The sequence below is a fragment of the Sphingomonas psychrotolerans genome (assembly GCF_002796605.1).
Taxonomy (GTDB): domain Bacteria; phylum Pseudomonadota; class Alphaproteobacteria; order Sphingomonadales; family Sphingomonadaceae; genus Sphingomonas; species Sphingomonas psychrotolerans.
The window spans coordinates 81945-107245 of the sequence record NZ_CP024923.1 but is presented as its reverse complement, the minus strand read 5'-3'; the positions used below and the strand labels follow the sequence as shown (position 1 = coordinate 107245).

The window sequence follows — 25301 nt, the reverse complement described above, 5'->3', positions numbered from 1 at the left end:
GTCCGCCGTTGCCGGCATCATGCGGGCGAGCCAGCGGCAGTGTCAACACACACTATCACGCGTGTGAATATCTGTTCGGCGCTTGACGCTGGCGTCGCGACACGGGCAGGACGTGGGTGTGACCGAGACAGCCAAACCCGTTCGCCGCTCGCGCAAGGCCGAGCAGCGCGCCGAGACGATGGAGCAGATCTACGACGCGGCCGAGGCGCTGTTCTCGCAGCACGGGCTGTACGGCGTGACGCTCAAGGATGTCGCCAAACAGGTCGGCGTCCACCACACGCTGCTCAATTACTATTTCACCGACAAGAAGGCGCTGTTCGACGCGGTGTTCGCGCGCCGCGCGGTGGTAACGAGCGAGCGCCGGATGCAGGCGCTCGATGCGTATGAAGCCGCCGCCGAAATGCCGACGGTCGAAGGCGCGCTGCGCGCGTTCCTCGACACCGATCTCGACACCTATATCGAAGGCGGCGAAGGCTGGAAGAACTACGCCAAGCTCGGCGCGCAGGTAGCCAACACCCCCGCATGGGGCGCCGATCTGATGGACGCGCATTTCGATCCCGTGGTGCTGCGCCTGATCGGCCTGCTCAAGAAGGCGCTCCCCGATTGCGCCGAGCAGGACATCTTCTGGGGCTATCACTTCGTCACCGGCGCGTTGATGCTCACGCTCGCGCGCACCGGGCGGATCGACAAATTGTCGGACGGACTCTGTCATTCGGACGATTTTGCTGCGGTGAAGGAACGGATGGCATCGTTCATGGCCGCGGGTTTCCTCGCCATCTGCAAGAAATAAGTCCGCGCGCGCCAGCCTCGAACGCGCTTAACATTTCACTATCTTGCGAGTGAATAACCGCTGCAGTAAGAAGCGGCGGTCATAATCATAAAAGGAAGACGGGATGTCGCTGGCGGGACGCGTAGCAATCGTGACGGGATCGGGCGGCGGACTCGGGCGGGCGCATGCGCGCTATCTCGCGGGCCAAGGTGCCAAGGTCGTGGTCAACGACCTGTCGCAGGGCGCCGCGGAAGCCGTCGCGAACGAGATCGTCGCCGCAGGTGGCGAAGCGCTCGCGATCACCGCTTCGGTCACGGACGAGGCTGGAGTTGCGGCGATGATCGAGAAAACCCTGCACCGATGGAGCCGCGTCGACATCCTGGTGAACAATGCCGGAATCCTGCGCGACAAGAGCTTCGCCAAAATGTCGATCGGGGACTTCCGCCTCGTCGTCGAAGTGCACCTGATGGGCGCGGCGATCTGCAGCAAAGCGGTGTGGGAGACGATGCGCGCACAACGCCATGGCCGCATCGTGATGACCACCTCATCCTCGGGGCTCTACGGCAATTTCGGGCAGGCCAATTACGGCGCGGCCAAGATGGCGTTGGTCGGGCTGATGCAGACGCTGGCGATCGAGGGCGAGAAATACGGCATCCGCGTCAATTGCCTCGCGCCTACCGCCGCGACGCAAATGACGCACGGCGTGCTCTCGAACCAGAGCCTCGCCATGCTCGATCCAGCGCTGGTGAGCCCTGGCCTGCTCGCCCTTGTCGGCGAGGACGCGCCGACCCGCGCGATCCTGTGCGCCGGCGCAGGCCATTTCGCCGCGGCGCACGTGACACTCACCGAGGGCATTCAGGTCGGCGGCGGCGCCGATGCCGGCGAGCAGGCCGCAGCGAACTGGGCCGCAGTCACTGCCCGCGCCGGCGAGATCGTGCCAGCCTATGGCTTCACGCAAGCCGAGCGCGAGCTTGCGGGCGCCGGCTTCGCCGAACTGGTTGTCGCCTCGGGACACTGACCGCCCCTTTGTGGGGCCGAAGCACTTGACCGGGCAAAGCCATCCGATCAAAAGCGCCAAGTCCACGGCGCCGGTTTAGCTCAGTTGGTAGAGCGCCAGTTTTGTAAACTGGATGTCGCGGGTTCGATTCCTGCAACCGGCACCACCTCGCCTCAGCCCGCAGCCTGCCATCCGTGGCGCGCGGCAAAGGCGGCGAAGAGTTCGAGCCAGATATGCGGCTTGCCGTCAGGTCCGATCAGCGGCGGGCCGTGCCCGCCCTTCTCGCCGATCATCAGCTCCGAGGGAATGCCGGCCGCCTGCAGCGCGGCGAACATCGCCAGGCTGTTGGCGGCGCGCACCGTCTTGTCGTCGGCGGCATGGCAGAGGAAGGTCGGCGGCATCGTGGCAGGCACATTGTGTTCCAGCGACCATGCCCGGGCGAGTTCGTCGCCCGGATCGGGGCCGAGCAATTCGCGCCGGGACTGGCCGTGCGCGACGGGCGGCAGCATCGAGACCACCGGGAAGAACATGCCGATTGCGAGCGGACGCACCGGGAGACGATCCGCGGCGTCGATCGCCGCATAAGTCGCGCTGTCGGCGCGCGCACCCAATTGCCCCACCAGATGCCCGCCCGCCGAAAAGCCGATCGCCGCGACCCGCGCCGGATCTAGTTCCCATTTGCCGGCGCCCGCGCGGATCAGCCGCATCGCGCGCTGGGCATCCTGCACCGGCGCGGCCGGGCCGGCGCGCCAGCCATCGTGCGGCAGGCGATACAGCAACTCGAACGCCGTAATCCCCTGCGCGGCGAAGTTTCGGGCGACGTTCGAAGGCCCCCGGCCCACTGCGACGCGCGTATAGCCGCCGCCCGGAATGAGCAGCACCGCCGCGCCACTGGGCCGGGTCGCGCGTGCCACGGTCATCGCTGGCGTGCCGACATGCGGCCAGGCGATATCGTCAGGCGAACCCTTCGGAGATCGCAGGACCGTCTCGTCGCGAACCGCGAGCCCCTCGCCGCCCGGCGGCGTGCCTGGCCATAGCGCCACCCGCTCGGGCGCCGCCGATGCCTGCGCGCGCGCAGTACCGGCAATTCCGATCGCAAGTCCGGAAGCGAGGAGCGCGCGACGATCCATCAGCGCCTCACCGCGACACTTCGGCCATGAACTGGCCGACGGTCTCCTCGACCTGGTGAAGCGCGTCGCCGGCTTGCGCGGCCTGGCGCCCGGCATCCTGCGCGGCGGCGGCGAGTTCGGAGACGCGGCCGCTGATCTGCGCGATCAGCATCGCGATCTCGCGCGAGGACATCGCCGTCTCGTCGATCGAGGCGAGGATCGCGCCCACGGTCGCCACCTGCGCCTCCATCTCGGACGAAAGCCCGCGCACACGCGCCATCAGCTCGCTGACGATCGCGAGGATCGCCTGGTTGGTCTGCGCCATGACTTCGCTGGCGTTCTGTGCCTGCCGGATCGTGGCGGTGACTCCCCCGGTGGCATCGGCCGCCTGATCGGCAAGACTGCGAACCTCCTGCGCGACCACGGCAAAGCCATGCCCGCTGTCGCCTGCCCGCGCCGCCTCGATGCTCGCGTTCAACGCCAGCAATTTGGTCTGCTGGGCGATGCCGGCGATCAGCGTCAGCACCGACTCGATCTTTGTTGTGTGCGAGGCGAGGCTGGTGGCGTTTTCCGCACCCTGCGCCGCGATCGCATCGGCGCGGCCGGCGACTTCGGTTGCCGCCAACGCCTCCTCGCGCGCGCGATCGAAGGCCGAGATCAGCACCGCGGCGCTCTCCGCCGATTGCCCCATCGCCGTCGCCGACTGATCGGCCGCGGTCGCGACTTCGGCGGTGGGCTTGCTCAGCGCCTGCATCTCGGCCGCGGTACGCTCGGTAAAGCCGGCGACGTCGCGGCTGGCGCGCACGCTGGTGGTGATCGCCTCGCCCAGTTGCTTGCGGACCGCCGCCGCCTCGGCGCGCACCGCTGCCTGATTGCGCGCCCGGGCGATCGCACGCAGCCGGCTGGCGATGATCTCGAACTCGATGCCGGCCAGCTTCTGGGTCGAGCGGGTGAGCCGCTCGAGTTGGGCGGGATCCTGGGTCAGCTCGAAGAACAACGCATGGATGCGCATCTGCGCCACCAGCATCGATGCCGCGACCACTGCAAATTCGAGATCGCGCTGCGAGATGCGATCCGCCTCGGCAATGATGGCGTCGAGCCAATTCTGGTCGATCGGGCGCGCCAGCTTGGCGCGCGCATAGTCGACCCGCGAGGCGACCAGTTCGTCCGACACGGCCCCGCCCGCGCGCCGCTCGAGCAAATCGCGGGCGATGCCGGCGATATGCGGCTCGATGAAGGTCCACGCCTCGCGCAGCTCCGTCTCGAAGCGTTCGTCGATGGCATAGCTCTGCCGTAACGCCGCAGCGGTTTGCCGCGGCAATGCCGCTTCATCGGCCGTGCCGATATTCTCCTTCAACATACACCCTCCCCCGGGCGTCCTTGCGCCTCTTGTTCTTCATCGCCGTACGTCCAGCCCGCCGCCCTCGAAGGCTGCGAGATCCGCCCGCGTGAACAGGCTGGCATCGCCGGGCAGCGAATGCTTGAGCGCCGTCAGCGCCAGGCCCGACTTCGCCGCAGCACGCGCATCGCCATCGCTTTCGATCAGGCCGTGCAATACCCCCGCCGCAAAGGCGTCGCCCGCGCCAATCCGATCGACGATACCGGCTATCAGAATCTCGTCGGTCTGATGCGCGCCGCCGCGCGTATCGACTCGCGCCGAGACGCGGTGACTGTCGGCATCGTCGACATGCCGCGCAGTGGAGGCAATCGTCTGGAGCTTGGGGAAGTGGGCGAACGCCGCCTCCGCCGCCTCGCGCCGCCGATCGGAACCATCCCCCGAAAAGGGCTTGCCGAGCAGCAGCGAAACATCGCGATGATTGCCGAACAGGACGTCGGCATGGCCGATCAGCCTGGTGAGCACCGCGCGCGGATCGCTGTCCCAAGCCTCCCACAGCTTGGCGCGATAATTGCCGTCGAAGGAGATCGGAATGCCCTTCACCGAAGCCGCCTCGGCTGCGGCGATCGCCGCCTCCGCGGTGTTGTGGCCCAGCGCAGGCGTGATGCCGGAGAGATGCAGCCGGGTCGCACCTTCGAGCAGGACCTCCCAGTCCCAGCTGTCGGCCGGGCGCGTCGCGAACACCGAATGCGCCCGGTCATAGACGACTTCGGAAGCCCTGAGGCCGGCGCCGGGGGTGAGGAAATAGAGGCCGAGACGCCCCTCCTCGCTCGCCACCCTCGAGGTGTCGACGCCGCGCCGGCGCAACTCGCCGATCACCGCGCCGCCCAACGGATTGTCGGCGACCGCGCTGATCATGCGGGTGGCATGGCCAAGGCAGGCAAGCCCGGTAGCGACATTCGCTTCGGCCCCGCCGACGATCACTTCGAGCTTCGGCGTCTGCAGCAGCAGCTCGCGCCCGGGCGGCGAGAGCCGCAGCATCACTTCACCGAAGAATGCGATGGTCATAGCGCATTCTCCCCGCGCGCATCTTTTTCCTCCGCATTCATCGCGCGAGCCATCCGCCATCGACGGCGAGAACATGACCCTGAACATAATCCGAGGCCGAGGAAGCAAGGAACACCGCGGCTCCGCCAAGATCGCCGGGTTCGCCCCAGCGGGCAGCCGGGATGCGCTCGACGATCTGGCGGTTGCGGGTCTCGTCGGCCTGCAGTGCGGTGGTGTTGTTGGTGGCGATATAGCCGGGGGCGATCGCGTTGACGTTGATGCCCTTCGACGCCCATTCGCAGGCGAGCAGCTTGGTCAGCCCCGCGACGCCCGATTTGCTGGCGGTATAGGAAGGCACGCGGATGCCCCCCTGAAAGCTCAGCATCGAGGCGATGTTGATGATCTTGCCCCGGCCCTGGGCGACCATGTGGCGGCCGGCTGCCTGGCAGAGGAAGAACGTGGATTTGAGATTGGTGTCGATCACCGCGTCCCAATCCTCTTCCGAGAAATCGAGGCTGTCGTTGCGGCGGATGATGCCGGCATTGTTGACCAGAATGTCGAGCCCGCCGAGCTTTTCCACAGTTTCATCCACAATTCTGCCCACAGGCTCGATGGTGGAGAGATCGGCGGAGATGATCTCGGCCTTCACACCGAGCGCGCGGGCCTTTTCGACGGTCTCGCTCGCGGCCGAGCGGCCGACTGCGGCGATGCTCGCGCCCGCCTGCGCCAGCGCCAGCGCAATGCCCTGGCCGATGCCGGTGTTCGCACCGGTGACGATGGCGACCTTGCCGGTCAGGTCGAAGGGATTGGTCATTCTTAACTCCCATCCCTCTCCACTCGCGTCCCCTTCCGCTTGCGGGAGGGGCCAGGGGAGGGTCTGAAAAAATGGGAGGGTATCGCTTTCGGCCACGCCCTCCCTCGACCCCTCCCGCAAGCGGGAGGGGGAGCAAGAAGGCTTACGCCAGCTGGCAGATATCGAGCACGTTCATGTCGGTATAGTCCTGGTTCTCGCCGGCCATTGCCCAGATGAAGGCATAGGCCTTGGTGCCCGAGCCCATATGGATCGACCAGGGCGGGCTGATCACCGCTTCCTCGTTGCCGAGAACGATGTGCCGCATCGCCTCGCCTTCGCCCATGTAATGGAAGACGCGGTCGTTCGGCCCGTCGAGCTCGAAGTAGAAATAGATCTCGCTGCGCCGCTCGTGGATGTGCGGCGGCATGGTGTTCCACACCGAACCCGGCTTGAGCACGGTGAGGCCCATGACGAGCTGGGCAGAGTCGCACACGCCCGGGATCACCAGCTGATAGATCGATCGCTCGTTGGATTCCTCGAGGCTGCCGCGCTCGAGCCTGTTGGCGTCGGCGATCGACAGTTTGCGGGTCTGGAAGCCCTTATGCGCCGGGCACGAGGCCAGATAGAAACGCGCGCCGGTCCCTGAGAACTGCACGTCCTTCGCGCCCATCGTGACGTAGAGGCAGTCCTTGTTGCCGAGCGTGAAGCTCTCGCCGTCGACGGTCACAATGCCTTCCACCGACGACACGTTGACCACGGCCAGCTCGCGGCGCTCGAGGAACGGGTGCCCGACCGCCGAGGCCGGCTCGGTCTGGTCGGGCAGCTTCACGGCGCCCGCGCCCACCGCCACGCCGCCGATCACGAAGCGATCGGCATGGGTGTAGTTGAGCACGCACTCGCCTTCGCGGAACAGCCCGTCGATCAGATAACGATCGCGAAGCTCCTCGTTCGAGACGCACTCCATCATGTCCGGATGCGTGGCGTAATAAGTGCGGTCGAACATGGGATACTCCGTAGGTTTGATTCAGGCTGCGGCGGCGATCGGCGCCGGCGCTTGTTGGTCGAGCTTATAGGCTTTGCGGACGAGGCCGTTGGTCAGTTCGTGCGCGAGCTCAAAGGCTTCCCAGTCGAGCAGCCGCCCTTCGGCAACGAGCTGGCCGAGGAACCCGCAATCGATTCGACGCGCGACATCGTGACGCGCCGGAATCGACAGGAAGGCGCGGGTGTCGTCGTTGAAGCCGACGGTGTTGTAGAAGCCCGCGGTCTCGGTGACTTGCTCGCGGAAGCGGCGCATGCCCTCGGGGCTGTCGTGGAACCACCAGCTCGGCCCCAGCTTGAGGCACGGATAATGGCCCGCCAGCGGCGCGAGTTCGCGCGCGTACACCGTCTCGTCGAGCGTGAAGAGGATGATCGACAGCGTCGTCGAGGTGCCGAAGCGATCGAGCAGCGGCTTCAATGCATGGACATAATCGGTCCGCGTCGGGATGTCGGCGCCCTTGTCGCGGCCGTGGCTGGCGAACAGGCCACCATTGTGGTTGCGGAAAGATCCGGGGTGGATCTGCATGACCATCCCGTCCTCGGCCGACATCGCCGCCATCTCGGTGAGCATCTGCGCGCGAAACAGCTCGGCGTCCTGCGGGGTCCAGCTGTCGGAGAGAATCGTGCGGAACAGCCGCTCGGCCTCGTCATAGCCGAGATTGGCCGTCTGCGCGGTGGGGTGGCCATGGTCGGTCGCGGTGGCGCCCGCAGCACGGAAGTCGAAGCGGCGCTTGCGGTGCGCGGCGAGATAGCCGTCCCACGAATATACATCCTCGCCGGTGAGGTCGGCAAAAATGCGCATCGCGCCGGCGAACTGTTCGTGCTCGACATCGATCACCGCATCGGGGCGATAGGTGGTGACCACCCTGCCCTTCCACCCGCTGTCGTGGATGATATGGTGCGGCGTGAGATCGTCCTGCGGCCCCTCGGTGGTGGCGAGGAACTCGATGCCGAAGCGATCGAACAACGCACGCGGCTTGAAGGCATCGCTCGCGAGCTTCTCGTTGATGCGGTCGTAATAGAGATCCGCAGTGCTCGCATCGAGTGCGACCTCGAAACCGAACACCTCGGCGAAGACATGACCGAGCCACATGGAGGACGGGGTGCCGCGAAACAGGTGGACGTTTTGCGCAAAGGTCCGCCAGGCTTTCCGCGGATCGCTCCCCGGCATTCCGGCAAGGCTCGGCACGCAGAGATCGTCGAGCGCGACGCCCTGCGAATAGAGCATGCGATACAGATAATGATCGGGCGACAGCAGCAGCTCGGTCGCGTTCGACCAATTCTCGTCGGTGGCGAACCACTTCGGATCGGTATGCCCGTGCGGGCTGATGATCGGCAGCCCGGCCACTTCCTTGTAGAGCGCGCGCGCGATGGTCCGCGTCCGCTCGTCGGAGGGAAACAGGCGGTCCGGATCGAGTCTGAGGGGCTTGGTCATTACTCTCTCTTACGCTTGCGGCGACTTGTCGCGGAACAGCGCGTTGGCGACAATCGCAACGATCGCAACTGCCCCGAACATGCCGAGGATCGTCCAATAGGTGCCGGTCTGGAAGCAAGGCGAGGCGACGCCCATCCACACCGGAACGCAGCCCTCGACGTTCTTGCCCGAAGCGAGGAATACGATCACGCCCCCCAGCCCGGCCGCAACCGACACGATCACACCCCAAGGCGTCGAGCGATGGAAGCTCTCGACCCGTTCGAGCCGCGGAGTCAGCAAATGGACCGACAGGATCGCGAGGAAATAGGCCGCGCCGGCGGCGATGAACATCGGCGCATAGCTGCCCACCCGATCGAGGATGTCACCCGAATATTTGGAGAACAAAGCCCCGCCGATCGCGCCCACGGTGCCGCCGATGCCGATCACCGCACCCACGGCGAAGCGCGGGAAGGTGTCCGACGGCAATGTGTAGAGATTGGCCGAGAAGCCCTGATGCGCCGCCGCTGCGATGCCGATCAGGATGACGCTGACCCACAGATTGTCGACCGATGTCGCGAACACCACCGGCAGCACGCAGAAGGCGCAGATCAGCATGGTGAGCTTGCGCGCCTTGTTGACGGTCATCCCGGCCTTCATCAAGCGCCCCGAGAGCCAGCCGCCGAAGATACTGCCGACGTCGGAGATCAGATAGATCGCGCCGAGCGCGAGCGCTGCGGTCGGCGTCGACCAGGTTTTGAGATCGAGGCCATATTGCGCGCCGAGAAAGCCCGGCAGCCAGAACAGATAGAACCACCAGATCGGATCGATGAAGAACTTGCCGAGCGCGAACGCCCAGGTCTCGCGGGTCGCGAGCAGGCGCAGCCACAGGCCCGGTGTCTTCACGTCGGGGTCGGCGGGATCCTGTGTGATGTGCGCGAGTTCGCTGCTGCCGACCTTCGGGTGCGTGGCAGGATCGTCGCGATAGATCGCCAGCCAGGCGATGAGCCAGATCACCCCGAAGATGCCGGTCGAGATGAACACCGTCCGCCAGCTCATCTCGAGATGCGAGATCATCACATAGACGATCAGCGGCGTCAGGATCGCGCCGACATTGGCGCCCGCATTGAACAGCCCGATCGCGTAGGCGCGTTCCTTTTGCGGGAACCACTGCGCGACCGACTTCACGCCGGCGGGGAAGTTGCCCGATTCGCCGATGCCGAGGCTGAAACGTGCCAGTGCGAACTGGGTGACGCTATAGGCGCCGCCGTGCGCGACGTGCGCGATCGTCCAGATGATCACCGCGGCGGCATAGCCGAGCCGCGCGCCGATCACGTCGACCACCTTGCCGAAGCCGAGATAGCCGACCGCATAAGCGATCTGGAACCACACGACGACGTCGGCATAGGTGCGCTCGTCCATGTGGAGCGCGGGGTCTTCCATCATAATCGGCTTGAGCAGCCCGATCATCTGACGGTCGATATAATTGATTGCCGTCGCGGCAAACAACAGGCCGACGATGACCCAGCGATATCGCCCGATCCGGTCCGCGGCGCCCGCTATCGTGGCCCCTCGCGCATCGCTCATTCAGCCTCTCCCAATGCTATTTGCCGCATGAGTCCCGCTCGCAGCTTGGTTGGATGGTTAGCCTCTACCTCCGGCCGAGGGAAGCTTCGGGGTGTCAAGTTTCGCATTTTATGTATCGCTCCCAGCATCCGGGATAAGGCGCAGCGGCTTGCGTCCGTTTCTGAGCACCGCCTGATTGATCTCGGTCGACGTATCGCCGCGGCCCCAGACGCAATCGGCGAGCCGTAGCCAGATCAGGGCTTCCGCGGCGCGCACCGCGGGTTCGCTGGTGATCCGCTCAAGATCCTGCTCGAACGAAGCGAAATAGGCGGGCACCCCCTGCAGCCTCTCGAGCTGCGCGCGCGCTTCGGCCACGCTCCAGCGGCGGTGGTGGATGCCAGTGTCGATCAGCCCCCGGACGGCGCGGAACAGCAGCCAGTGGAGATGGCCGAGTTCCTCCAGCGGCGCGCCGTGATAGACCCCGTGGTCGGCCATCAGTTGCTCGGCATGGATCGCCCAGCCTTCGGCGAAGGCGGGTAGATACGCGATGCGCAGCGGGTGTGGATCGGCCGCAGCCTCGATCGGCAGTTGGACCATATGGCCGGGGAGCAGTTCGTGATGGACGACGCTGTGCAGGCTCCAGCGCGGCCGACGACGGATCTGCTTCAGGTCGACGAAATAGGCGCCCGACTGGCCCGCGCTCGGCAGCTGGCGATATCCCCCCTTCCCCGCCGCTTCCTCGGCGCGAGTCATCCGGCGGACGCTGACGTCGAGGCTCGCGCGCGGCACCGGGCCGATCAGCGCGGGCAATGCCCGGCGCGCATTGTCCAGCCAGCGGTTCATGTCGCCGACCGCGGCGTCGCGGCCGGCATCGTCGTCGGAATAGAGCCAGCGCGGATCGGCGAACATCGCTTTGAAGCGATCGCCGACATTGCCCTTGCTGAAGCCGGCGGCACGCATCAGCCGGTCGGCGCGGACGCTCAGGCGCACGACGATACGCTCGAGCCGGCGGTGTGCGGACACTGGATCGGTGCGGTCGCCGACATGGCGTTCGAGCAGCAGTGCGAATGCCTCGGCGCCATTGGCGCGTCGCCACAATCCCGGCGCGGGGGCGGGCGGGAGGCGATAGGGTCCTTCCGACTTTCCCCCCGGAACGAGCCGGATTAATTGCGAATCTATCGCAAGAGCCTTGCGAACGGTTCGCAAATCAAGGCTCGCAGAAGGCGATAGCGACGCGGCATCAAAGGCTTTGAGTTGGGCGAGGCGGGCATCGTAGCCCGGGATCGCATTGAGGCCGTCGAGCGTCTCGCGCAGCCTGACGGCGTCCGGCAGAGCGCGCGCCGGAATGGCATAGAGCCCCGCGGAGGCCGTCAGTCCGGCCAGAAGCACGCGGCGATCGAGCAGCATTATCGGCGATTCACCGCGGCGCCCGCCGGTACCGTCAGCCGCATCCTCGCCGTTTCGGGCCGAAGATCCGCCGGTGCGGCGAGCGCCGCGATCTTCGTGGAGGTCACGGTGCGACCCGAGGAGTCCTCCAGGAAAAGCGTGCCGCCCGGCGAAACGGCCGGGCTCAGGCTGCGGAGGATGCCGATCGGCACGCGGTCCTTCAAGCGGACATCGTCGACAGGAATGCCCAGATCGGGACGGGTCGAGCGCGCCTCAATCATGCTCTCTCCATTTGTCTTCCGCCTTCTTACGAGGCGGTGATTTTGCATTCCACGTCGAAGCCGTCGCCGAACCGGCACGTGACCAGATCGCCCGGCTTGACCGGGTGCACGCCGGTGACCGCGCCGCTCGACACCCACTGCCCCGCCTGCAACGCGATGCCGCGCGCCGCCATCAGCTCGAGCAGGAAGCGCACCGCGCCGACCGGACCGTCGAGCATTGTCTCGGCAGTCGCCGCGCCGATGCGCTCGCCGTTGATGTCGAGCTCGACCGGCCACGCCTTGATGTTCGCCGCGCGCCAGTCCTTGATCTCGGGACCGATGACGAGGCCGTTATTGTTGCCGAAATCGGAAATCGTGGCCGTCGGGCCGTGATCGTTGATCCCGGGGAAGGGCGAGCTGGCGATTTCGATCCCGACATGGACCGCGTCGATCAGATCGGCGGCCTCCTCTTCGGTGAAGCTGGTCTTGCCCGCGGGCGGCGCGGCGCGCAGCCGGAGCAGGAACTCGGCCTCGGCGGCACCGAAGCCCTCGCCGAAGATCGGCATTTCGAGTCCCGCGCGGGCATCGACAATGCAATCGGTGAAGATCGGACCCGCGAGGCGGTCGACGCCGTCGCGCGGCGGATTGATCCGACCGACCTTCCAGCCGCCGATCGGACGACCGTCAAAGGCAATCGCATGGTCCTGCACGGCATAGGCCTGATCGAGCGCGGCCGGGATATCGCCCGGGAATTCGGGCAGCCCACGGCTTTCACGGCGCGCCTCGACGAACGTCTCGGCGATCCGCCGCGCTTCATCGGCAAATTGTACGGATCCCACCAGGCCCCTTCCTCTCGAACTGTTTCGCGGAGGATTAGGGGAAACCGGTGTCAATGGCAACGGGGGAAGCGGGCGAGTGTTTGGATTTTGCCCGTCAGAGCGTAACCCCGCGCTTCCAGAAGGCGATCTCGCGTTCGCCATTGCGTTCGGCGGCGGTCTCGGCGCCCGAGGCGATCGCGACGATGCGGTCGATCAGCGCTTCCTCGGCTGCCTCGAAGCCGTCAGTCAGCACCTGTCCCGCATCGAAATCGATCCAGCCGGGCTTGCGGGCGGCGAGTTCGCTGTTCGACGCGATCTTGACCGTCGGCACCGGGAAGCCGAGCGGCGTGCCGCGGCCGGTGGTGAACAGGATGATGGTGGCGCCGGCCGCGGCCAGCGCAGTCGACGACACGGCATCGTTGCCGGGGGCCTCCAGCAAGGTCAGCCCGGTGCGCTCGATGCGTTCACCATAGCGTTTGACGTCGGTGAGGGTCGCGTGCCCGGCTTTCTGGACCGCGCCGAGGGACTTCTCCTCGAGCGTGGTGATCCCGCCGGCAACATTGCCCGGCGACGGGTTCTCGGAGACCGGCTCGCCATGGCTGAGGAAGTAATTCTTGAAGTCGTTGACCACGTCGACGACGCCGTCGAACACCGCGCGGCTCTCCGCGCGGTCCATCAGCATCTGCTCGGCGCCGAAGATTTCGGGGATCTCGGTGACGATCGCGCTGCCACCCGTCGCAGTGACGACATCGCTCATCCGGCCGACCAGAGGGTTGGCGGTGAGACCCGAAAAGCCGTCCGAACCGCCGCATTTGACGCCGAGCACCAGCTTGTCGAGCCCGACAGGCTCCCGCTTCGTCTTCGAGGCCTCGGCGACGAGATCCGCCACCGCAGCCAGACCGTCCTCGACTTCGTCGGCCGAGTTCTGTGCGACGACAGCGCGAATTCGGCCCCGGTAGCTGTCAGGCACGTCCTCGAGCAGCCGCGAAAGCTGGTTCGATTCGCATCCGAGCCCGATCAGCAACACCCCGCCGGCATTGGGATGTACCGCAAGCGCTGCCAACATGCGGCGAGTGGCGCCAAGATCGTCGCCGAGTTGCGAGCAGCCATAAGGATGCGCGAAGGCGTGGATGCCGTCGACCTGCCCGGCATGGCGCCGCCCGGCCTCGGCAGCGATTCGCTCGGCGGTGCGGCCGACACAGCCGACGGTGGGCAGGATCCAGATTTCGTTGCGCGTGCCCACCCGGCCGTCTTCGCGGACATAGCCGAGGAAGCTGCGCGCGCCCGGCGCGACTGCGCGGGGCTCGGCCTGCGGGGCATAGCGATAGTCGAGCGTGCCCGAGAGCCCGGTCGCGAGATTGTGGCTGTGGACATGATCGCCCGCCGCGATCGGCGCCGTCGCGCGGCCGATCGGGAAGCCGAACTTCACCACCACCTCGCCCACGGCGAGGTCGCGCAGGGCGATCTTGTGACCCTTGGGGATGTCCACGCGCGCGACCACGGCAGCGCCGCCCGCTTCGATCGTCGCGCCCGCGGCGGCGGCTTCGAGCAAGGTCGCGACATGATCGGCGGAATGGATCTTGAGAGCTGCGGTCATACGGGGTCATGTGGGTCGAAACGGCGTGCGGCGCAACCATTCGGCGACATGCCGCGGAGCACCGTTGCAAAGCAATCTGACACCGGTTACCTGCTTCGACCAGCAAGCCGGGTGCGCTGCCGTGCCGCGCCTCCGCCAAATTCATGGAGAGAGCGATGTTCGACCGCACTTATTACGCCACGCATCCGGACATGATGGAGTGCGTCTCGAACGAGGAGCTTCGCGATCGCTATCTGATCGACGGGCTGTTCCGTGAGGGCGAGTGCGTGCTCAACTACACCCATGCCGATCGCTTCGTGATCGGCGGCGTGGCAGTGGGCGCGGGCGCCGTGAAGCTGCCCGACCAGACCGAGCCGGCCTCCGCGGTCGGGCATCCCTTCCTCGAGCGCCGCGAGCTTGCCGTGGTCAATGTGTCCCCGGTCGAGGGCATTGTGACCGTCGACGGCGAGAGCTTCACGCTCGGCAACAAGGACTGCCTCTACGTCACGATGGGCGCGAAGGACGTGCAGTTCTCAGGGACCGGCGCGCGTTTCTATCTGGCCTCGTGCCCGGCGCATAAGGGCTTCCAGACCCGCAAACTGTCGATCGCCGACGCCAACAGGCTCGAGCGCGGCAGCCTCGAGGAATCCAACGAGCGATCGATCTATCAGCTGGTGATCCCGGGCGTGTGCGACTCTGCCCAGCTCGTCATGGGCCTCACCGTGCTCAAGCCGGGTTCGGTGTGGAACACCATGCCGCCGCACATCCACGAGCGGCGCAGCGAGATCTATTTCTACTTCGAGCTCGACGGGCCGAACGACCGCGTCTTCCATTACATGGGCGAAGGCGAGGCGATGCGGCACATCGTTCTCGGCAACGAGGAAGCGGTGATCAGCCCGCCCTGGTCGATCCATATGGGCTCGGGCACCAAGGCCTATGCCTTCATCTGGGCAATGGCCGGCGAGAACCAGGACTATACCGACATGAACGTGCTCGATATCTGCCAGCTGGCGTAAGCCTTCTTGCTCCCCCTCCCGCAAGCGGGAGGGGGATTTGGAGCCGATATGAGCGATAGCCTTCACACGATGATCGATCGGCGCGCACTGATCGGCGGCGCTGCCGCCTCAGCCACGCTGATCGCGGGCCACGCCTGGGCTCAGTCCACCGCGCCGATCCGCACCGCCGCAGGAGCGTTCCAGGGAACGGTCGAGGCCGGCGTCCGCGTCTTTCGCGGCATCCGCTACGGCCGGACCGAGCGCTTCCGCGCCCCGATTCCCGTCCCCGCCCCTGCCGACGTGCAGCCAGCCGACGCATTCGGTCCGGTCTCGCCGCAATCGGGAAACCGCTACGGGCCGCAATCCGAGGACTGCCTGTTCCTCAACATCTGGACCGCCGACGCTCGCCCCGCCGCGCGAAAACCGGTGATGCTCTACATCCACGGCGGCGCCTATTCGGGTGGTAGCGTCACCGATCCGCTCAACGACGGGCAGGCACTGGCGGCACGGGGCGATGTCGTGGTCGTCACCGTCAACCACCGGCTCAATGCGTTCGGCTATCTCTATCTCGCGCGGCTCGATCCGCGCTTTGCCGACAGCGGCAATTGCGGCCAGCTCGACCTGATCCTCGCGCTCCGCTGGGTGCGCGACAATATCGCCGCGTTCGGCGGCGACCCAAACAAGGTGATGGTGTTCGGCCAGTCGGGCGGCGGCGCGAAGATCGCGACGATGATGGGCATGCCCGCGGCCAAGGGGCTGTTCCACCGCGCCGCGACGATGAGCGGGCAGCAAGTCACTGCATCGGGTCCGCTCAATGCCACGGCGCGGACGCGCGCCTATCTCGGCAAGCTGGGCGTGAAGGAGAGCGATCTCGGCGCGCTGCTGGCGATGCCGCAGGAGAAGCTTGTCGAGGGGCTCGCGGCGACCGATCCGGTGCTGGGCGGCGGAGTCTATTTCGGCCCGGTGCTCGATATGAAGTGGCTGACCCGGCACCCGTTCTGGCCCGACGCCAACCCCCAGTCGCTCGGCATCCCGATGATCCTCGGCAACACGCATGACGAGACGCGCGCCTTCATCGCGCCGGATTCGGCGAAGATGCGCGATCTCGGCTGGGACAATGTGGCCGAGCGGATTGCTCCCGAATTGCGCATCGACATCCTCCCCGAATGGGTGGTCTCCGAATACCGCGCCAAATTTCCCGGCTGGACGCCCGAGCAGGTCTTCTACGACGCGACCACTGCGGGGCGGAGCTGGCGCGGGCAGGTGATCGAAGCCGAGGAGCGCGCCAAAGCCGGCGCCTCGGGCTGGGTCTATCAGCTCGATTTCGGTTCGCGCACCGATCCGCGGCGCGGCGCCTTCCACTCGCTCGACATCGCCCTGGTGTTCGGGACACTGGGCGCAGAGGGCTCGCAGACCGGCACCGCGGCGGATGCACGCGCCGTCTCGAAAGCGATGCAGGACAGCTTCGTCGCCTTCACGAAGAACGGTGACCCCAACCATGCCGCGCTGCCGCGCTGGCCGCTTTACCGCCTCGACAAGCGCGCAACGATGGTCTTCGATGTGCGTGCTCGCATCGAGAACGACCCGCGCAAATGGCAGCGCGAGCTGTTCGCGCGCGTGCCCTATATCCAGCCCGGCACCTGAAGCCGGCTTTCGAGAGGTTTGCCGGATGAAGTTCGATCGCCGCTCCGCGTTGCTTGCCGGGCTCGCCGCTCCGTTTGCGGCCACGGCGCAGACCGCGCCGCCGCATGGCGACAAGCCGGTGCCTGCAGGGCTTGCCGATCCCACCGAGACGATCGACCTTTGGCCGAAGGGCGTGCCCGGCAAACCCGCCAGCCTGCCGGTGGAAAAGGTGGTCGAGCGCAGCACCGACGCGGCGCTTACCGATCGTTCGGTGAGCGGAGTCGCCAATCCGCGGATGGCGGTGTTCCGGCCGCGGGTCTCGAACGGCGCATCGGTGCTGATCATGCCGGGCGGCGGCTATGTCCGGATCGTGCTCGATCACGAAGGTTATGTGCTGGGGCGTTGGCTCGCGGCGCAGGGGTTCACTGCCTATGTGCTCTTCTATCGCCTGCCGGGGGACGGCTGGGCAGCGGGTCCCGACGTCGCATTGTCCGACGCGCAACGCGCGATGCGGCTGATCCGGGCGCAGGCGATCCGCGACGGGCTCGATCCCGAGCGGGTCGCCGCGATCGGCTTCTCGGCGGGCGGGCATCTGTGCGCCGATCTAGCGACGCGGCATTCGGTCAAGACCTACGATCCGGTCGACGCGGCCGACAAGCTCGGCGCGCGGCCGTTCGTCGCGGCTCCGATCTATCCGGTGATCTCGATGACCGCACCGACCGCGCATATGGGCTCGCGCGAGCAGCTGATCGGGAAGGATGCGAGCCCCGCGCTGGAAGCCGCGCACGCGCCGCATCTCAACGTGACCAGCGCCAGTTCGCCTTGCTTCCTCGTCCACTCCGAGGACGACAAGACAGTGCCGGTGGAGAACAGCCTGCTGCTGCGCGCCGCGCTCAAGGCGGCGGGCGTGCCGGTGGAGACGCACATCTTCACCCATGGCGGGCACGGCTATGGAATGACCAAGGCCATCGGCAAGCCCGCGGGCATCTGGCCCGAATTGTTCCTCACCTGGGCGCACAGCCAGGGCTTCGCCTGAGCTTCGAGAACGAAGAACGGCGCGGAAGCAACTCCGCGCCGTTCTCGTAACCAAGGTTGCGCCGGGGGCGCATGCCGCCGGCCAAGGATCACATCTTGAAACGCGCGCCCACCAGGAAGGTGCGGCCGAAATGATTATTCTCGTACGGCCGTTTCGCGTCCTGATCGACCCAGCGTTCGCGATACGCGTCGGTCAGATTGGTACCTTCCAGCGATAGCTCGACATTGTCGGTGATCTTGTAGCGGACCGACGCGTCGACATTGGTGATCGGGCTATAGCCTTCGAAGACGTTGCCTGTCGCCGAACCCTGATCGTTGAAGCCGCCACGATAGGCGACCGAGGCGCGGGCGCTGAACTTGCTGTCCTCGTAATAAAGCGTCGCGTTGAACGCGCGCTTCGAGAGCTGGTACAAAGTCGTCTCGAACGGCTGATTGACGTTGCTGCCGCCCGGCGTGGTCGCCGGCACGCCCTGGGCGTAGATGGCGTTCGAGTCGATGAAGCTGGCATTGACGATGCCGCCGAAGTTGCTGAGGAACCCGGGCAGGAACCGGAACGGCGCCTGCAGCGAGAGCTCGACGCCCTTCAGGTCCGCGCCGGTGCCGTTGACCGTGGTCTGGATCGTCCAGATCGGCTGCGCCTGGAGCGCGGGGTTGAGGAAGCCGGGCGAGGACGAAGACAGCACCGAGGTAGGCAGCCCGGTCGAGGTGAAGGTGTCCACGCGGGAACTGGCCACCGGGAAACTGTCGATCTCTTTCTTGAAGAAGGCGACCGAGAACACCGATTGCGGCGCGAAATACCATTCGAGCGCGGCGTCATACGCAGTGGCGCGATAGGGCTGGAGATCGGGGTTGCCGAAATTGACCCGGAAGTTGAACCCGTCCGCCGACCCGCCCGGGGTCAGATTGGCAAGCAGCGGCCGAGTCATCACCTTGGCCACTGCGGCACGCAGCACCAGGTTGGGTGTGAGATCGGCGGCCAGGTTAACCGAGGGCAGCCAGTCCTCATAGTCGCGCTCGACGGTGACCTGGGTGCCGCTGTTGAGGCCGGTCGAGGATTGCTCGGTGCGAACATAGCGCATGCCGGCATTGGCGCGGACGTTGATGCCGAGCACCGATCCGTTGACGTCGACCTGGAGATAACCGCCCTTGACCTGCTCGGTCACGCTGCGGTTGTTGCCGGCGTCGAGCAGGAGCGGACGGTTGTAGAGCCCGGTATAGTCCGCGGCCGCATCGATATTGGGGATGAGCCAGCTGTTGGTGTTGCCTTCGGGCTGGCCGGCATTGCCGAGAGTGACCAGCTCCGACAGTTCGGGCGTGGCGCGGAAGCCATAGACCGCGGTCGGGCCGAACAGCGAACTGGGCGAGCAGGTGATCTGGCGCAGGACCAGGTCGAGCCCGCCATTGCCGCACACTGCGGTGTCACGCTGATAGGCAGTCAGATCATAATCGAAACGGCGATAGACGCCGCCGAGCTTGAGCGTGAAGCCTTCCGCCGCGTCCCATTCGGTACGCAGCTGGGCGGTCCGGAACTTGTTGGTGGTGTTGGACGGCCGGTCGCGAATCTCGGCGAGCTGAAAATTGGCCGGATCGGTGACGCTGGTGCCGAAGGTCAGCCGCGGCGAGCGGCTGTCGGTATAGTCGTATTGATAGCCCTGCGCATCGCGGTCGTCGAAGATGAAAGTGGTCTCGACGGGGATGTTGGCATCGGACTTGGAAATGCCGCCCACCAGGGTGAAACGTAAATCGTCGCCTAGATCCTGATCCCAGCTGGCGCCGACCTGGTAGAATTCGGTGGTCGATTCACGCCAATAATGTTCGGTGCGCACCCAGGCATCGTTGAGGGTGGCCGAAATCATATTGTTGTTGCCGTCATAGACCGGGTTGACGACGTTGATCGAGCGCTCGTTGGAGCGGAGCAGCACTTCACCCCACTTCTCTTCGCGGATCTCCTTGAACCGCGAATAGAGGCCGTCGATCGAGATTTTGGTGGCGTCACTCGGCGCCCATTGGACGCTGCCGGTCAAGCCCAGCCGTTCGCGGTTGTGACTGACTTCGCCGTAGCGCGGGATGCGCGGGTGGAAGGAGAGCGCAGCCTGATTGCACGCTGCGCTCGGGACGTAGGTTCCGCCGGAGTTTGCGGTGGTCCAGCAATTGGTGCCGTTGACGCTATCGAAGCGCGCCTGTGCCCAGCGCACCGTGTTGTTGCCGAGTTCGAGCGTGTCGCTCTTCTGATAAGCGGCGGAGATCGAAGCGCCGATCGTCCCGTCGGGCGACTTCCACGAGAGCAGCCCGGCGACGCGGGGACCCCAGTTCTTGGAGAGGTCGTTGTAGCTGCCCTGCGCCGATGCGACGAAGGTGAATCCGTATTTGCCGCCGAGCGGGTTGCCGGTGTTGAGGTCGACCACGGCACCGAGCGAGCCCTCGTCGAGGGATGCTTCGGCGGTCTTGTGGACGATCAGCGAGCTGAACAGTTCGGAAGCGAAGACGTTGAAGTCGAACGCGCGCTCGCGATTGGCGCTGGCGCCGTCGGCCGAAGTGGTGATCGTCTCGAGCCCGTTGACGCGCACCCGCGTGAACTGCGCGCCGAGACCGCGCACCGTGATCGCGCGGCCTTCTCCGCCGTCGCGCTGGATCGAGATGCCCGGAATGCGCTGGAGCGATTCGGCGAGGTTCTGGTCGGGGAATTTGGCGATGTCCTCGGCGACGATCGCATCGACCGCCGACACCGAAGCGCGCTTCACGTTGAGCGCGGCCTCGAGCGACTGGCGGAAGCCGGTGACGACGATCTCCTCGCCCTGCTGCTCGTCCGCCGGAGCGACTTGTTCGTCGGTCGCCGCGGGCGTCGTCCCGGTGGTCTGCGCCGCCGCGTGTCCGGCCGTAAGCGCCAGCGCGACCGCTGCCGCGGATGCACCGCTCCGCCAGGTGATTCGGGAAATGCGCGCCTTCATGTCAGCCTCCTTGCCTAATTCCGGGCCGCTCTCAGGGCGGTTCCGGGTTCCGTGCGCCGGCCACCGCCGACGCATTTGTTTCACTGCGGGGCCCGAGGTCCGGGCGCAGCGATGTCGCGGTCTGTTTCCAATCATCGGAAACCGGTGTCAACCGCCCTTTTCGGTTTACCGCAGCATAGACTTCCGGCGTGTTGCACATCAGCAACAGCCAGAAATTCGGCGATCGTTTCCCATTATTTGGGAACAAGTGAACTCTCGGCGCCCCCTCAGCGGGTTACCGGTGTCATTGAGACTTTGCCGGCCGAAACGCGCCAGTTCACCCCCTGCCCTCCGCAACATCGGCGAGCCATTCCTCGATATTGGTGTAGCCATCGCGATCGTGATCGCCATTCGGGTCGGCACGCTTCGGATCGAGCCCCTGCTTGCGCTCCCAGGCATCGGGCATTCCGTCATTATCGCCATCGCGCGGCGCGGGGAGGCTTTTGAGCGCGGGCCAGCCACCGACGTCGCGCTGGCTGTCGATCTGCGCGCCGGTGCGGCTGCGCACGCCAGCGACCACGCGCGCATCGACGGCGTCGCGGACCTTCGAGGCACCGGCGCCGGCAAGCACGCGTTCATAGGCATGCGGAGCCGGATCGGGAGCGACCGGCGCCACCTCCACCGGCGCGACGAGACGATAGCCTTCGGGCGAGATGCCGCTGACGAGGCTCCACGGATCGGCGGGGATCGCGCCGTTCATGCTGTTCCCCGCGAACCAGGCTTTGGCGAGCATGTTGGATTCGTCGAAGGCGATCGGCTTGGTCGATTGCGGGCCCGCGACATAGGCATTGTCGACGAAATTGTACCGCGCCAGCGTCGCCTTGTCGGCATTGTAGCCCGAGCGCGAGCCGCCCCAATTGTAGAAAACGTTCGAGCGGAAATCGAAGAATGGGCCAACCGGATCGATCTCCGGACCGTCATAATTTCCGGGGCGCGGCATGCGCGCGGAATGATTGGCCCAGAGATTGTGGTGGAAGCTGACCTTCGCGCCGCGCCCGCCGCGAATCAGGCTGCCATAGCCATGGTCGCCCTTGGCATGCAGCGAATGGGTCAGCGATTCCGCGATGATCGACCATTGGACGGTGAGATCGTAAAAGCCCTGCGCGGGATCGCGATAGCGCGCCGAGGCCGACAGCGTCTCGTCCACCGACCAGCTCGCCGAGACGTGATCGAGGATGATCCGACGGCCCCTGGTGACGGTCACTGCGTCGGACTCGGTCTTCGATTCGTCGCCAAGCCGCGAGCGGATGTAACGGATCACGACGTCGTCGGCCGAAACCTGCAGCATGTGATCGCGCAAGGTGATGCCGTCCCCCGGCGCCGACTGGCCCGCGATCGTGACCCGGCCCTCACGGATCGCCAGCGGCGTGGCGAGGCGGATCGTGCCCGAGACGCGGAACAGGATCGTCCGCGGACCCCTGGTCTCGATCGCGGCGCGCAGGCTGCCGAGGCCGCTGTCGTTCAGGTTGGTGACGAACAGCATCTGCCCGCCGCGGCCTCCCTGCGCGAAACGGCCAGCGCCCTCGGCCCCCGGAAAGGCGAGTTGCTGCGCAACCTCGGGCGTCTGCCCTGCGGCGAGAAGGGCAAGTATGAGCATCGGCACCTCAGAAGGGCTGGAGTTGATCGAGCGCCTGAACGGGCTTGCCGTTGACGCGGACATTGCTGAGCGCGACGCGCTCGGTGTGGCGGAGGATGCTGGGCTCGGTGACGCCGTCGAAGCTGCAATCCTTCAACGCGATATCGGTCACCGGCGCGCCGGGTAGCCCCTGGCTGTCGAGCACCCGCGTCGCCCGGGTGGCACGCAACCGCTCGATGGTGATGTGACGGAGGATCGGGGTGAAGCGCCCCTTTGCACCCTCTTCATAGTTGAAGTCGCAAGCGATCGCGGCCCGGCCGACCTGCCCGACATGAATGTCGCGATAGTGGAAATTCTCGAGAAGCCCGCCGCGCAACGCATTGTTCTTGAAGCGGATCGCATACCAGAGATCGGGGCTGTCGAGCCGGCATTTCTCGGCGAATACCCAGCGCGCACCACCCGAGATCTGTGAGCCGACGGTGATCCCGCCATGACCCTGCTTCATCCGGCAATTACGGATCAGGATGTTCTGCGAAGGCACGCCGAGGCGCCGGCCATCCTCGTTGCGGCCCGAATTGACTGCGATGCAATCGTCGCCGGTATCGAAAATGCAGTCCTCGATCAGCATCATGTCGACCGATTCAGGATCGGTGCCGTCGTTGTTCGGGCCGTGCCCCATGATGTCGAGCCCGCGCAGGATCACGTTGCGGCAGAGCACCGGATGGACGTTCCAGAAGGGCGAGCGGCGGATCCTCACCCCTTCGATCAGCACATTCTCGCAACCATAGGGCTGAATGAAGGACGGGCGCAGATAATGGCCATCGCCGAACACCCGTTTCTCGACCGGCACCCGGTCCTCGGCCATCTGGAAAAGCACAGCGCGGCTCTTGCGCTGATCGGGCATGCCTTCGCGCCAGCCATGCTCGGCGGTGCCGCCCCACGGGCCCTTCCACGCCCACCAATGTTCGGGGCTCCCCTGTCCGTCGAGGGTGCCCGCGCCGGTGATTGCGATGTTCTTCGCCTTGTACGCATAGACCAAAGGCGAATAGTTGATCAGCTCCACGCCTTCCCAACGGGTGAAGACCATCGGATACTGCGCGGGATCGGTGCTGAAGCGCAGCGTCGCGCCGGCGAGCAGATGCAGTTCGACATTGGATTTGAGGTGCACCGCACCGGTGAGGAAGTCTCCCGCGGGCACCAGCACCCTGCCCCCGCCCGCCGCCGCGCAGGTCTCGATCGCCCTGGCGATGGCGGTGGTGTTGAGAGTGACGCCGTCGCCTTTCGCCCCGAATACAGTGATGTCGAAGCGACGCGGCGGGAAGACCGGGGCGCGAACGGTGCGCGCGATATCGGCGGCACGGTGCCACGGATCGGCGGCGGCGAGTGCAGTGGCGGGCAGCAGCGCGCCCGCTCCGACCAAGCCACCGTAGCGGAGCAGATCGCGCCGCGAAGGTTGAATCAGCATCGCATCCCTCTCGCTTTCCGGCTCTGGGCGGCCGATTTATGACACCGGTATCAAGCATTGGGGGCGTTTGGCAACAAGTCACCTCTCGCGGCTGCATTTGGCGCAATCGCCGGACCGGGTTATGCCCTCTGCAATGAAGCGCAGCTCGCAACCCACGATCAACGATGTCGCGCGTATCGCCGGCGTCTCCAAGAAGACTGTCAGCCGGGTGATCAACCAGTCGCCTTTGCTCAACGGCGACACCCGAAAGCGCGTGGAGGAAGTCATCGCCGATCTCGGCTATGTGCCCAATCCACAGGCGCGCGCGCTGGCGCTGCGGCGCAATTTCCTGATCGGGCTGATCCACGACAATCCGAACGCGCAGATGGTGCTCAACGTCCAGCAGGGCATGCTCGAAGTGCTGCGCGATACCGAGTTCGAGCTGATCGTCCACCCGGTCAATCGCGGCTCGCCGACGATGCTCGGGGATATCGGCCAGTTCCTCGAACGACAGCGGCCGTTCGGGGTGATGATCCTGCCGCCCATTTCCGAGAACGATCAGCTCGCCGCTTTGTGCGCCGAATTGGGCGTGCGCTATGTCCGGATGGGGTCGGCGCCGCTCGACGAGGCGTCGCACATGGTCGCCTCGAACGACCGCGAAGCGGTGCGCGGCGCAGTCGAGCATCTGATCGAATCGGGCCATCGTCGGATCGGGCTCGTGCTCGGGCCGCATGGCTTCCGTTCGGCTGTGGAGCGGCAAAAGGGCTATGAGGAAGCCCTCGAGCATGCCGGACTGCCGCTCCAGCGCACGCTGATCGTGCAGGGCGATTACAAGTTCGAATCGGGCATGCGCGCGGCCGAACAGCTTCTCGATCTGGCGCCCCGCCCCACCGCCGTGTTCGCATCGAACGACGAAATGGCGGCGGGCGTGCTCCACGTCGCGCGGCAGCGCGGGCTAAACGTGCCGCAGGATCTCTCGATCATCGGCTTCGACGATACGCCGATCGCCTCGCATTTGTGGCCGCCGCTCACCACGGTGCGCTGGCCGATCGCGACAATGGCCCGCGCGGCGGCGCTCAAGCTCGTCAGCGGCGAAGGCGGCGCGCACAGCGAAGACGGCGAAGCGTCGCTGTTCGTGTCGACGCTGATCCGCCGGGCTTCGGTGGCGCCCGCCTCGGGGTAAGGGTCCCGCGCGCCGCCGCTCCTGGCGACACTTCTCCCTGGCGGAGCGGATGCGGGCGTCGAGCCGCGCACCAGGCGCTTGTAAAACCAGTTTGTTCTACTTACGTTCGAGTATGCGCCCGGAACTGAAGCCTTTCGCCGACATCCCTCGCATGCGGTTGACTGCTTGACTCGCAAACCCGCAATCGAGTCAAGCAGGTGCCCGCGACGCGGCTTCGGAAAGCAAAAAACCACGCAAATCCGCGCTTTCTCGGTCCAACCAAATGGTTGGACGACCCGTGCTTGCCAACCATTTGGTTGGCGGTCGGCGCGGCAATGGATTGGCCACATGCCGAGAGATCAGACAGGGCGAA

Annotated in this window: 19 protein-coding genes, 1 tRNA gene and 1 pseudogene; 7 read left to right on the top strand and 14 right to left on the bottom strand. The window is 66.0% G+C overall.

What is annotated here, in order from left to right; genetic code table 11:
• Positions 1 to 118 precede the first annotated feature (118 nt).
• The 3 genes from CVN68_RS00470 to CVN68_RS00460 all read left to right on the top strand — a co-directional run bounded on the left by CVN68_RS00470 (position 119) and on the right by CVN68_RS00460 (position 1932).
• Positions 119 to 790 carry a TetR/AcrR family transcriptional regulator gene (locus CVN68_RS00470; RefSeq protein ID WP_233503496.1) on the top strand — a complete coding sequence of 224 codons (672 nt, stop codon included), beginning with the start codon at positions 119 to 121 and terminating at the stop codon, positions 788 to 790.
• Between the two features lie 103 nt (positions 791 to 893).
• Positions 894 to 1787, top strand: coding sequence for an SDR family NAD(P)-dependent oxidoreductase (locus CVN68_RS00465; RefSeq protein WP_100280468.1), 894 nt, complete (start codon positions 894 to 896; stop codon positions 1785 to 1787).
• A gap of 69 nt (positions 1788 to 1856) precedes the next feature.
• Positions 1857 to 1932: transfer RNA gene (locus CVN68_RS00460), tRNA-Thr, on the top strand.
• A gap of 7 nt (positions 1933 to 1939) precedes the next feature.
• On the opposite strand, the gene CVN68_RS00455 is transcribed toward CVN68_RS00460, so the two are convergent.
• The 11 genes and pseudogenes from CVN68_RS00455 to CVN68_RS00405 all read right to left on the bottom strand — a co-directional run bounded on the left by CVN68_RS00455 (position 1940) and on the right by CVN68_RS00405 (position 14127).
• Entirely contained in the window at positions 1940 to 2896 is a 957-nt protein-coding gene (locus tag CVN68_RS00455; protein ID WP_100280467.1) for an alpha/beta hydrolase, read from the bottom strand.
• A 7-nt stretch (positions 2897 to 2903) separates the two neighbouring features.
• The gene (locus tag CVN68_RS00450; RefSeq protein ID WP_100280466.1) at positions 2904 to 4235 is read right to left on the bottom strand and encodes a methyl-accepting chemotaxis protein; all 1332 of its coding nucleotides are present in this window, start codon (positions 4233 to 4235) and stop codon (positions 2904 to 2906) included.
• 36 nt (positions 4236 to 4271) lie between these two features.
• Entirely contained in the window at positions 4272 to 5279 is a 1008-nt protein-coding gene (locus CVN68_RS00445; protein WP_100280465.1) for a sugar kinase, read from the bottom strand.
• Positions 5280 to 5316: 37 nt separating this feature from the next.
• The gene (kduD, locus tag CVN68_RS00440) at positions 5317 to 6072 is read right to left on the bottom strand and encodes a 2-dehydro-3-deoxy-D-gluconate 5-dehydrogenase KduD (RefSeq protein WP_100280464.1); all 756 of its coding nucleotides are present in this window, start codon (positions 6070 to 6072) and stop codon (positions 5317 to 5319) included.
• Positions 6073 to 6214: 142 nt separating this feature from the next.
• Positions 6215 to 7054: a 5-dehydro-4-deoxy-D-glucuronate isomerase gene (kduI, locus tag CVN68_RS00435; protein WP_100280463.1), complete on the bottom strand. Its 840-nt coding sequence runs from the start codon at positions 7052 to 7054 to the stop codon at positions 6215 to 6217.
• 21 nt (positions 7055 to 7075) lie between these two features.
• A complete protein-coding gene (gene uxaC / locus CVN68_RS00430) occupies positions 7076 to 8524 on the bottom strand; it encodes a glucuronate isomerase (RefSeq protein ID WP_100280462.1) in 1449 nt (482 codons plus the stop codon).
• Positions 8525 to 8773: 249 nt separating this feature from the next.
• Positions 8774 to 10087: pseudogene (locus CVN68_RS00425) on the bottom strand (MFS transporter); the annotation flags it as partial.
• Between the two features lie 108 nt (positions 10088 to 10195).
• Positions 10196 to 11473, bottom strand: a complete 1278-nt coding sequence (locus CVN68_RS00420; RefSeq protein WP_100280460.1) for a DUF885 family protein — start codon at positions 11471 to 11473, stop codon at positions 10196 to 10198.
• Complete coding sequence (locus tag CVN68_RS00415; RefSeq protein ID WP_100280459.1) at positions 11473 to 11733, bottom strand: hypothetical protein; 261 nt, start codon at positions 11731 to 11733, stop codon at positions 11473 to 11475. Before CVN68_RS00415 ends, CVN68_RS00420 begins: the two co-directional genes overlap by 1 nt.
• Positions 11734 to 11759: 26 nt before the next feature.
• The gene (locus CVN68_RS00410) at positions 11760 to 12551 is read right to left on the bottom strand and encodes a 2-keto-4-pentenoate hydratase (RefSeq protein WP_100280458.1); all 792 of its coding nucleotides are present in this window, start codon (positions 12549 to 12551) and stop codon (positions 11760 to 11762) included.
• A 94-nt stretch (positions 12552 to 12645) separates the two neighbouring features.
• Positions 12646 to 14127: a UxaA family hydrolase gene (locus CVN68_RS00405; protein WP_100280457.1), complete on the bottom strand. Its 1482-nt coding sequence runs from the start codon at positions 14125 to 14127 to the stop codon at positions 12646 to 12648.
• A 155-nt stretch (positions 14128 to 14282) separates the two neighbouring features.
• Between CVN68_RS00405 and kduI (CVN68_RS00400) the strand changes: the two genes are divergently transcribed.
• Genes kduI (CVN68_RS00400) through CVN68_RS00390 form a run of 3 tightly spaced genes read left to right on the top strand, consistent with a single transcriptional unit; the run spans position 14283 to position 17760 of the window.
• Positions 14283 to 15122, top strand: a complete 840-nt coding sequence (gene kduI / locus CVN68_RS00400; protein WP_100280456.1) for a 5-dehydro-4-deoxy-D-glucuronate isomerase — start codon at positions 14283 to 14285, stop codon at positions 15120 to 15122.
• 48 nt (positions 15123 to 15170) lie between these two features.
• Positions 15171 to 16745, top strand: a complete 1575-nt coding sequence (locus CVN68_RS00395; protein WP_100280455.1) for a carboxylesterase/lipase family protein — start codon at positions 15171 to 15173, stop codon at positions 16743 to 16745.
• Positions 16746 to 16770: 25 nt separating this feature from the next.
• Entirely contained in the window at positions 16771 to 17760 is a 990-nt protein-coding gene (locus tag CVN68_RS00390; protein WP_100280454.1) for an alpha/beta hydrolase, read from the top strand.
• A gap of 88 nt (positions 17761 to 17848) precedes the next feature.
• Here CVN68_RS00390 and CVN68_RS00385 read toward each other — a convergent pair whose 3' ends face one another.
• The 3 genes from CVN68_RS00385 to CVN68_RS00375 all read right to left on the bottom strand — a co-directional run bounded on the left by CVN68_RS00385 (position 17849) and on the right by CVN68_RS00375 (position 23787).
• Complete coding sequence (locus CVN68_RS00385) at positions 17849 to 20707, bottom strand: TonB-dependent receptor (protein WP_100280453.1); 2859 nt, start codon at positions 20705 to 20707, stop codon at positions 17849 to 17851.
• Positions 20708 to 21023: 316 nt separating this feature from the next.
• A complete protein-coding gene (locus CVN68_RS00380; RefSeq protein WP_100284122.1) occupies positions 21024 to 22343 on the bottom strand; it encodes a pectate lyase family protein in 1320 nt (439 codons plus the stop codon).
• 7 nt (positions 22344 to 22350) lie between these two features.
• A complete protein-coding gene (locus CVN68_RS00375) occupies positions 22351 to 23787 on the bottom strand; it encodes a glycoside hydrolase family 28 protein (RefSeq protein ID WP_100280452.1) in 1437 nt (478 codons plus the stop codon).
• A gap of 133 nt (positions 23788 to 23920) precedes the next feature.
• Between CVN68_RS00375 and CVN68_RS00370 the strand changes: the two genes are divergently transcribed.
• Complete coding sequence (locus tag CVN68_RS00370; protein WP_100280451.1) at positions 23921 to 24949, top strand: LacI family DNA-binding transcriptional regulator; 1029 nt, start codon at positions 23921 to 23923, stop codon at positions 24947 to 24949.
• The last annotated feature ends 352 nt before the right edge of the window (positions 24950 to 25301 follow it).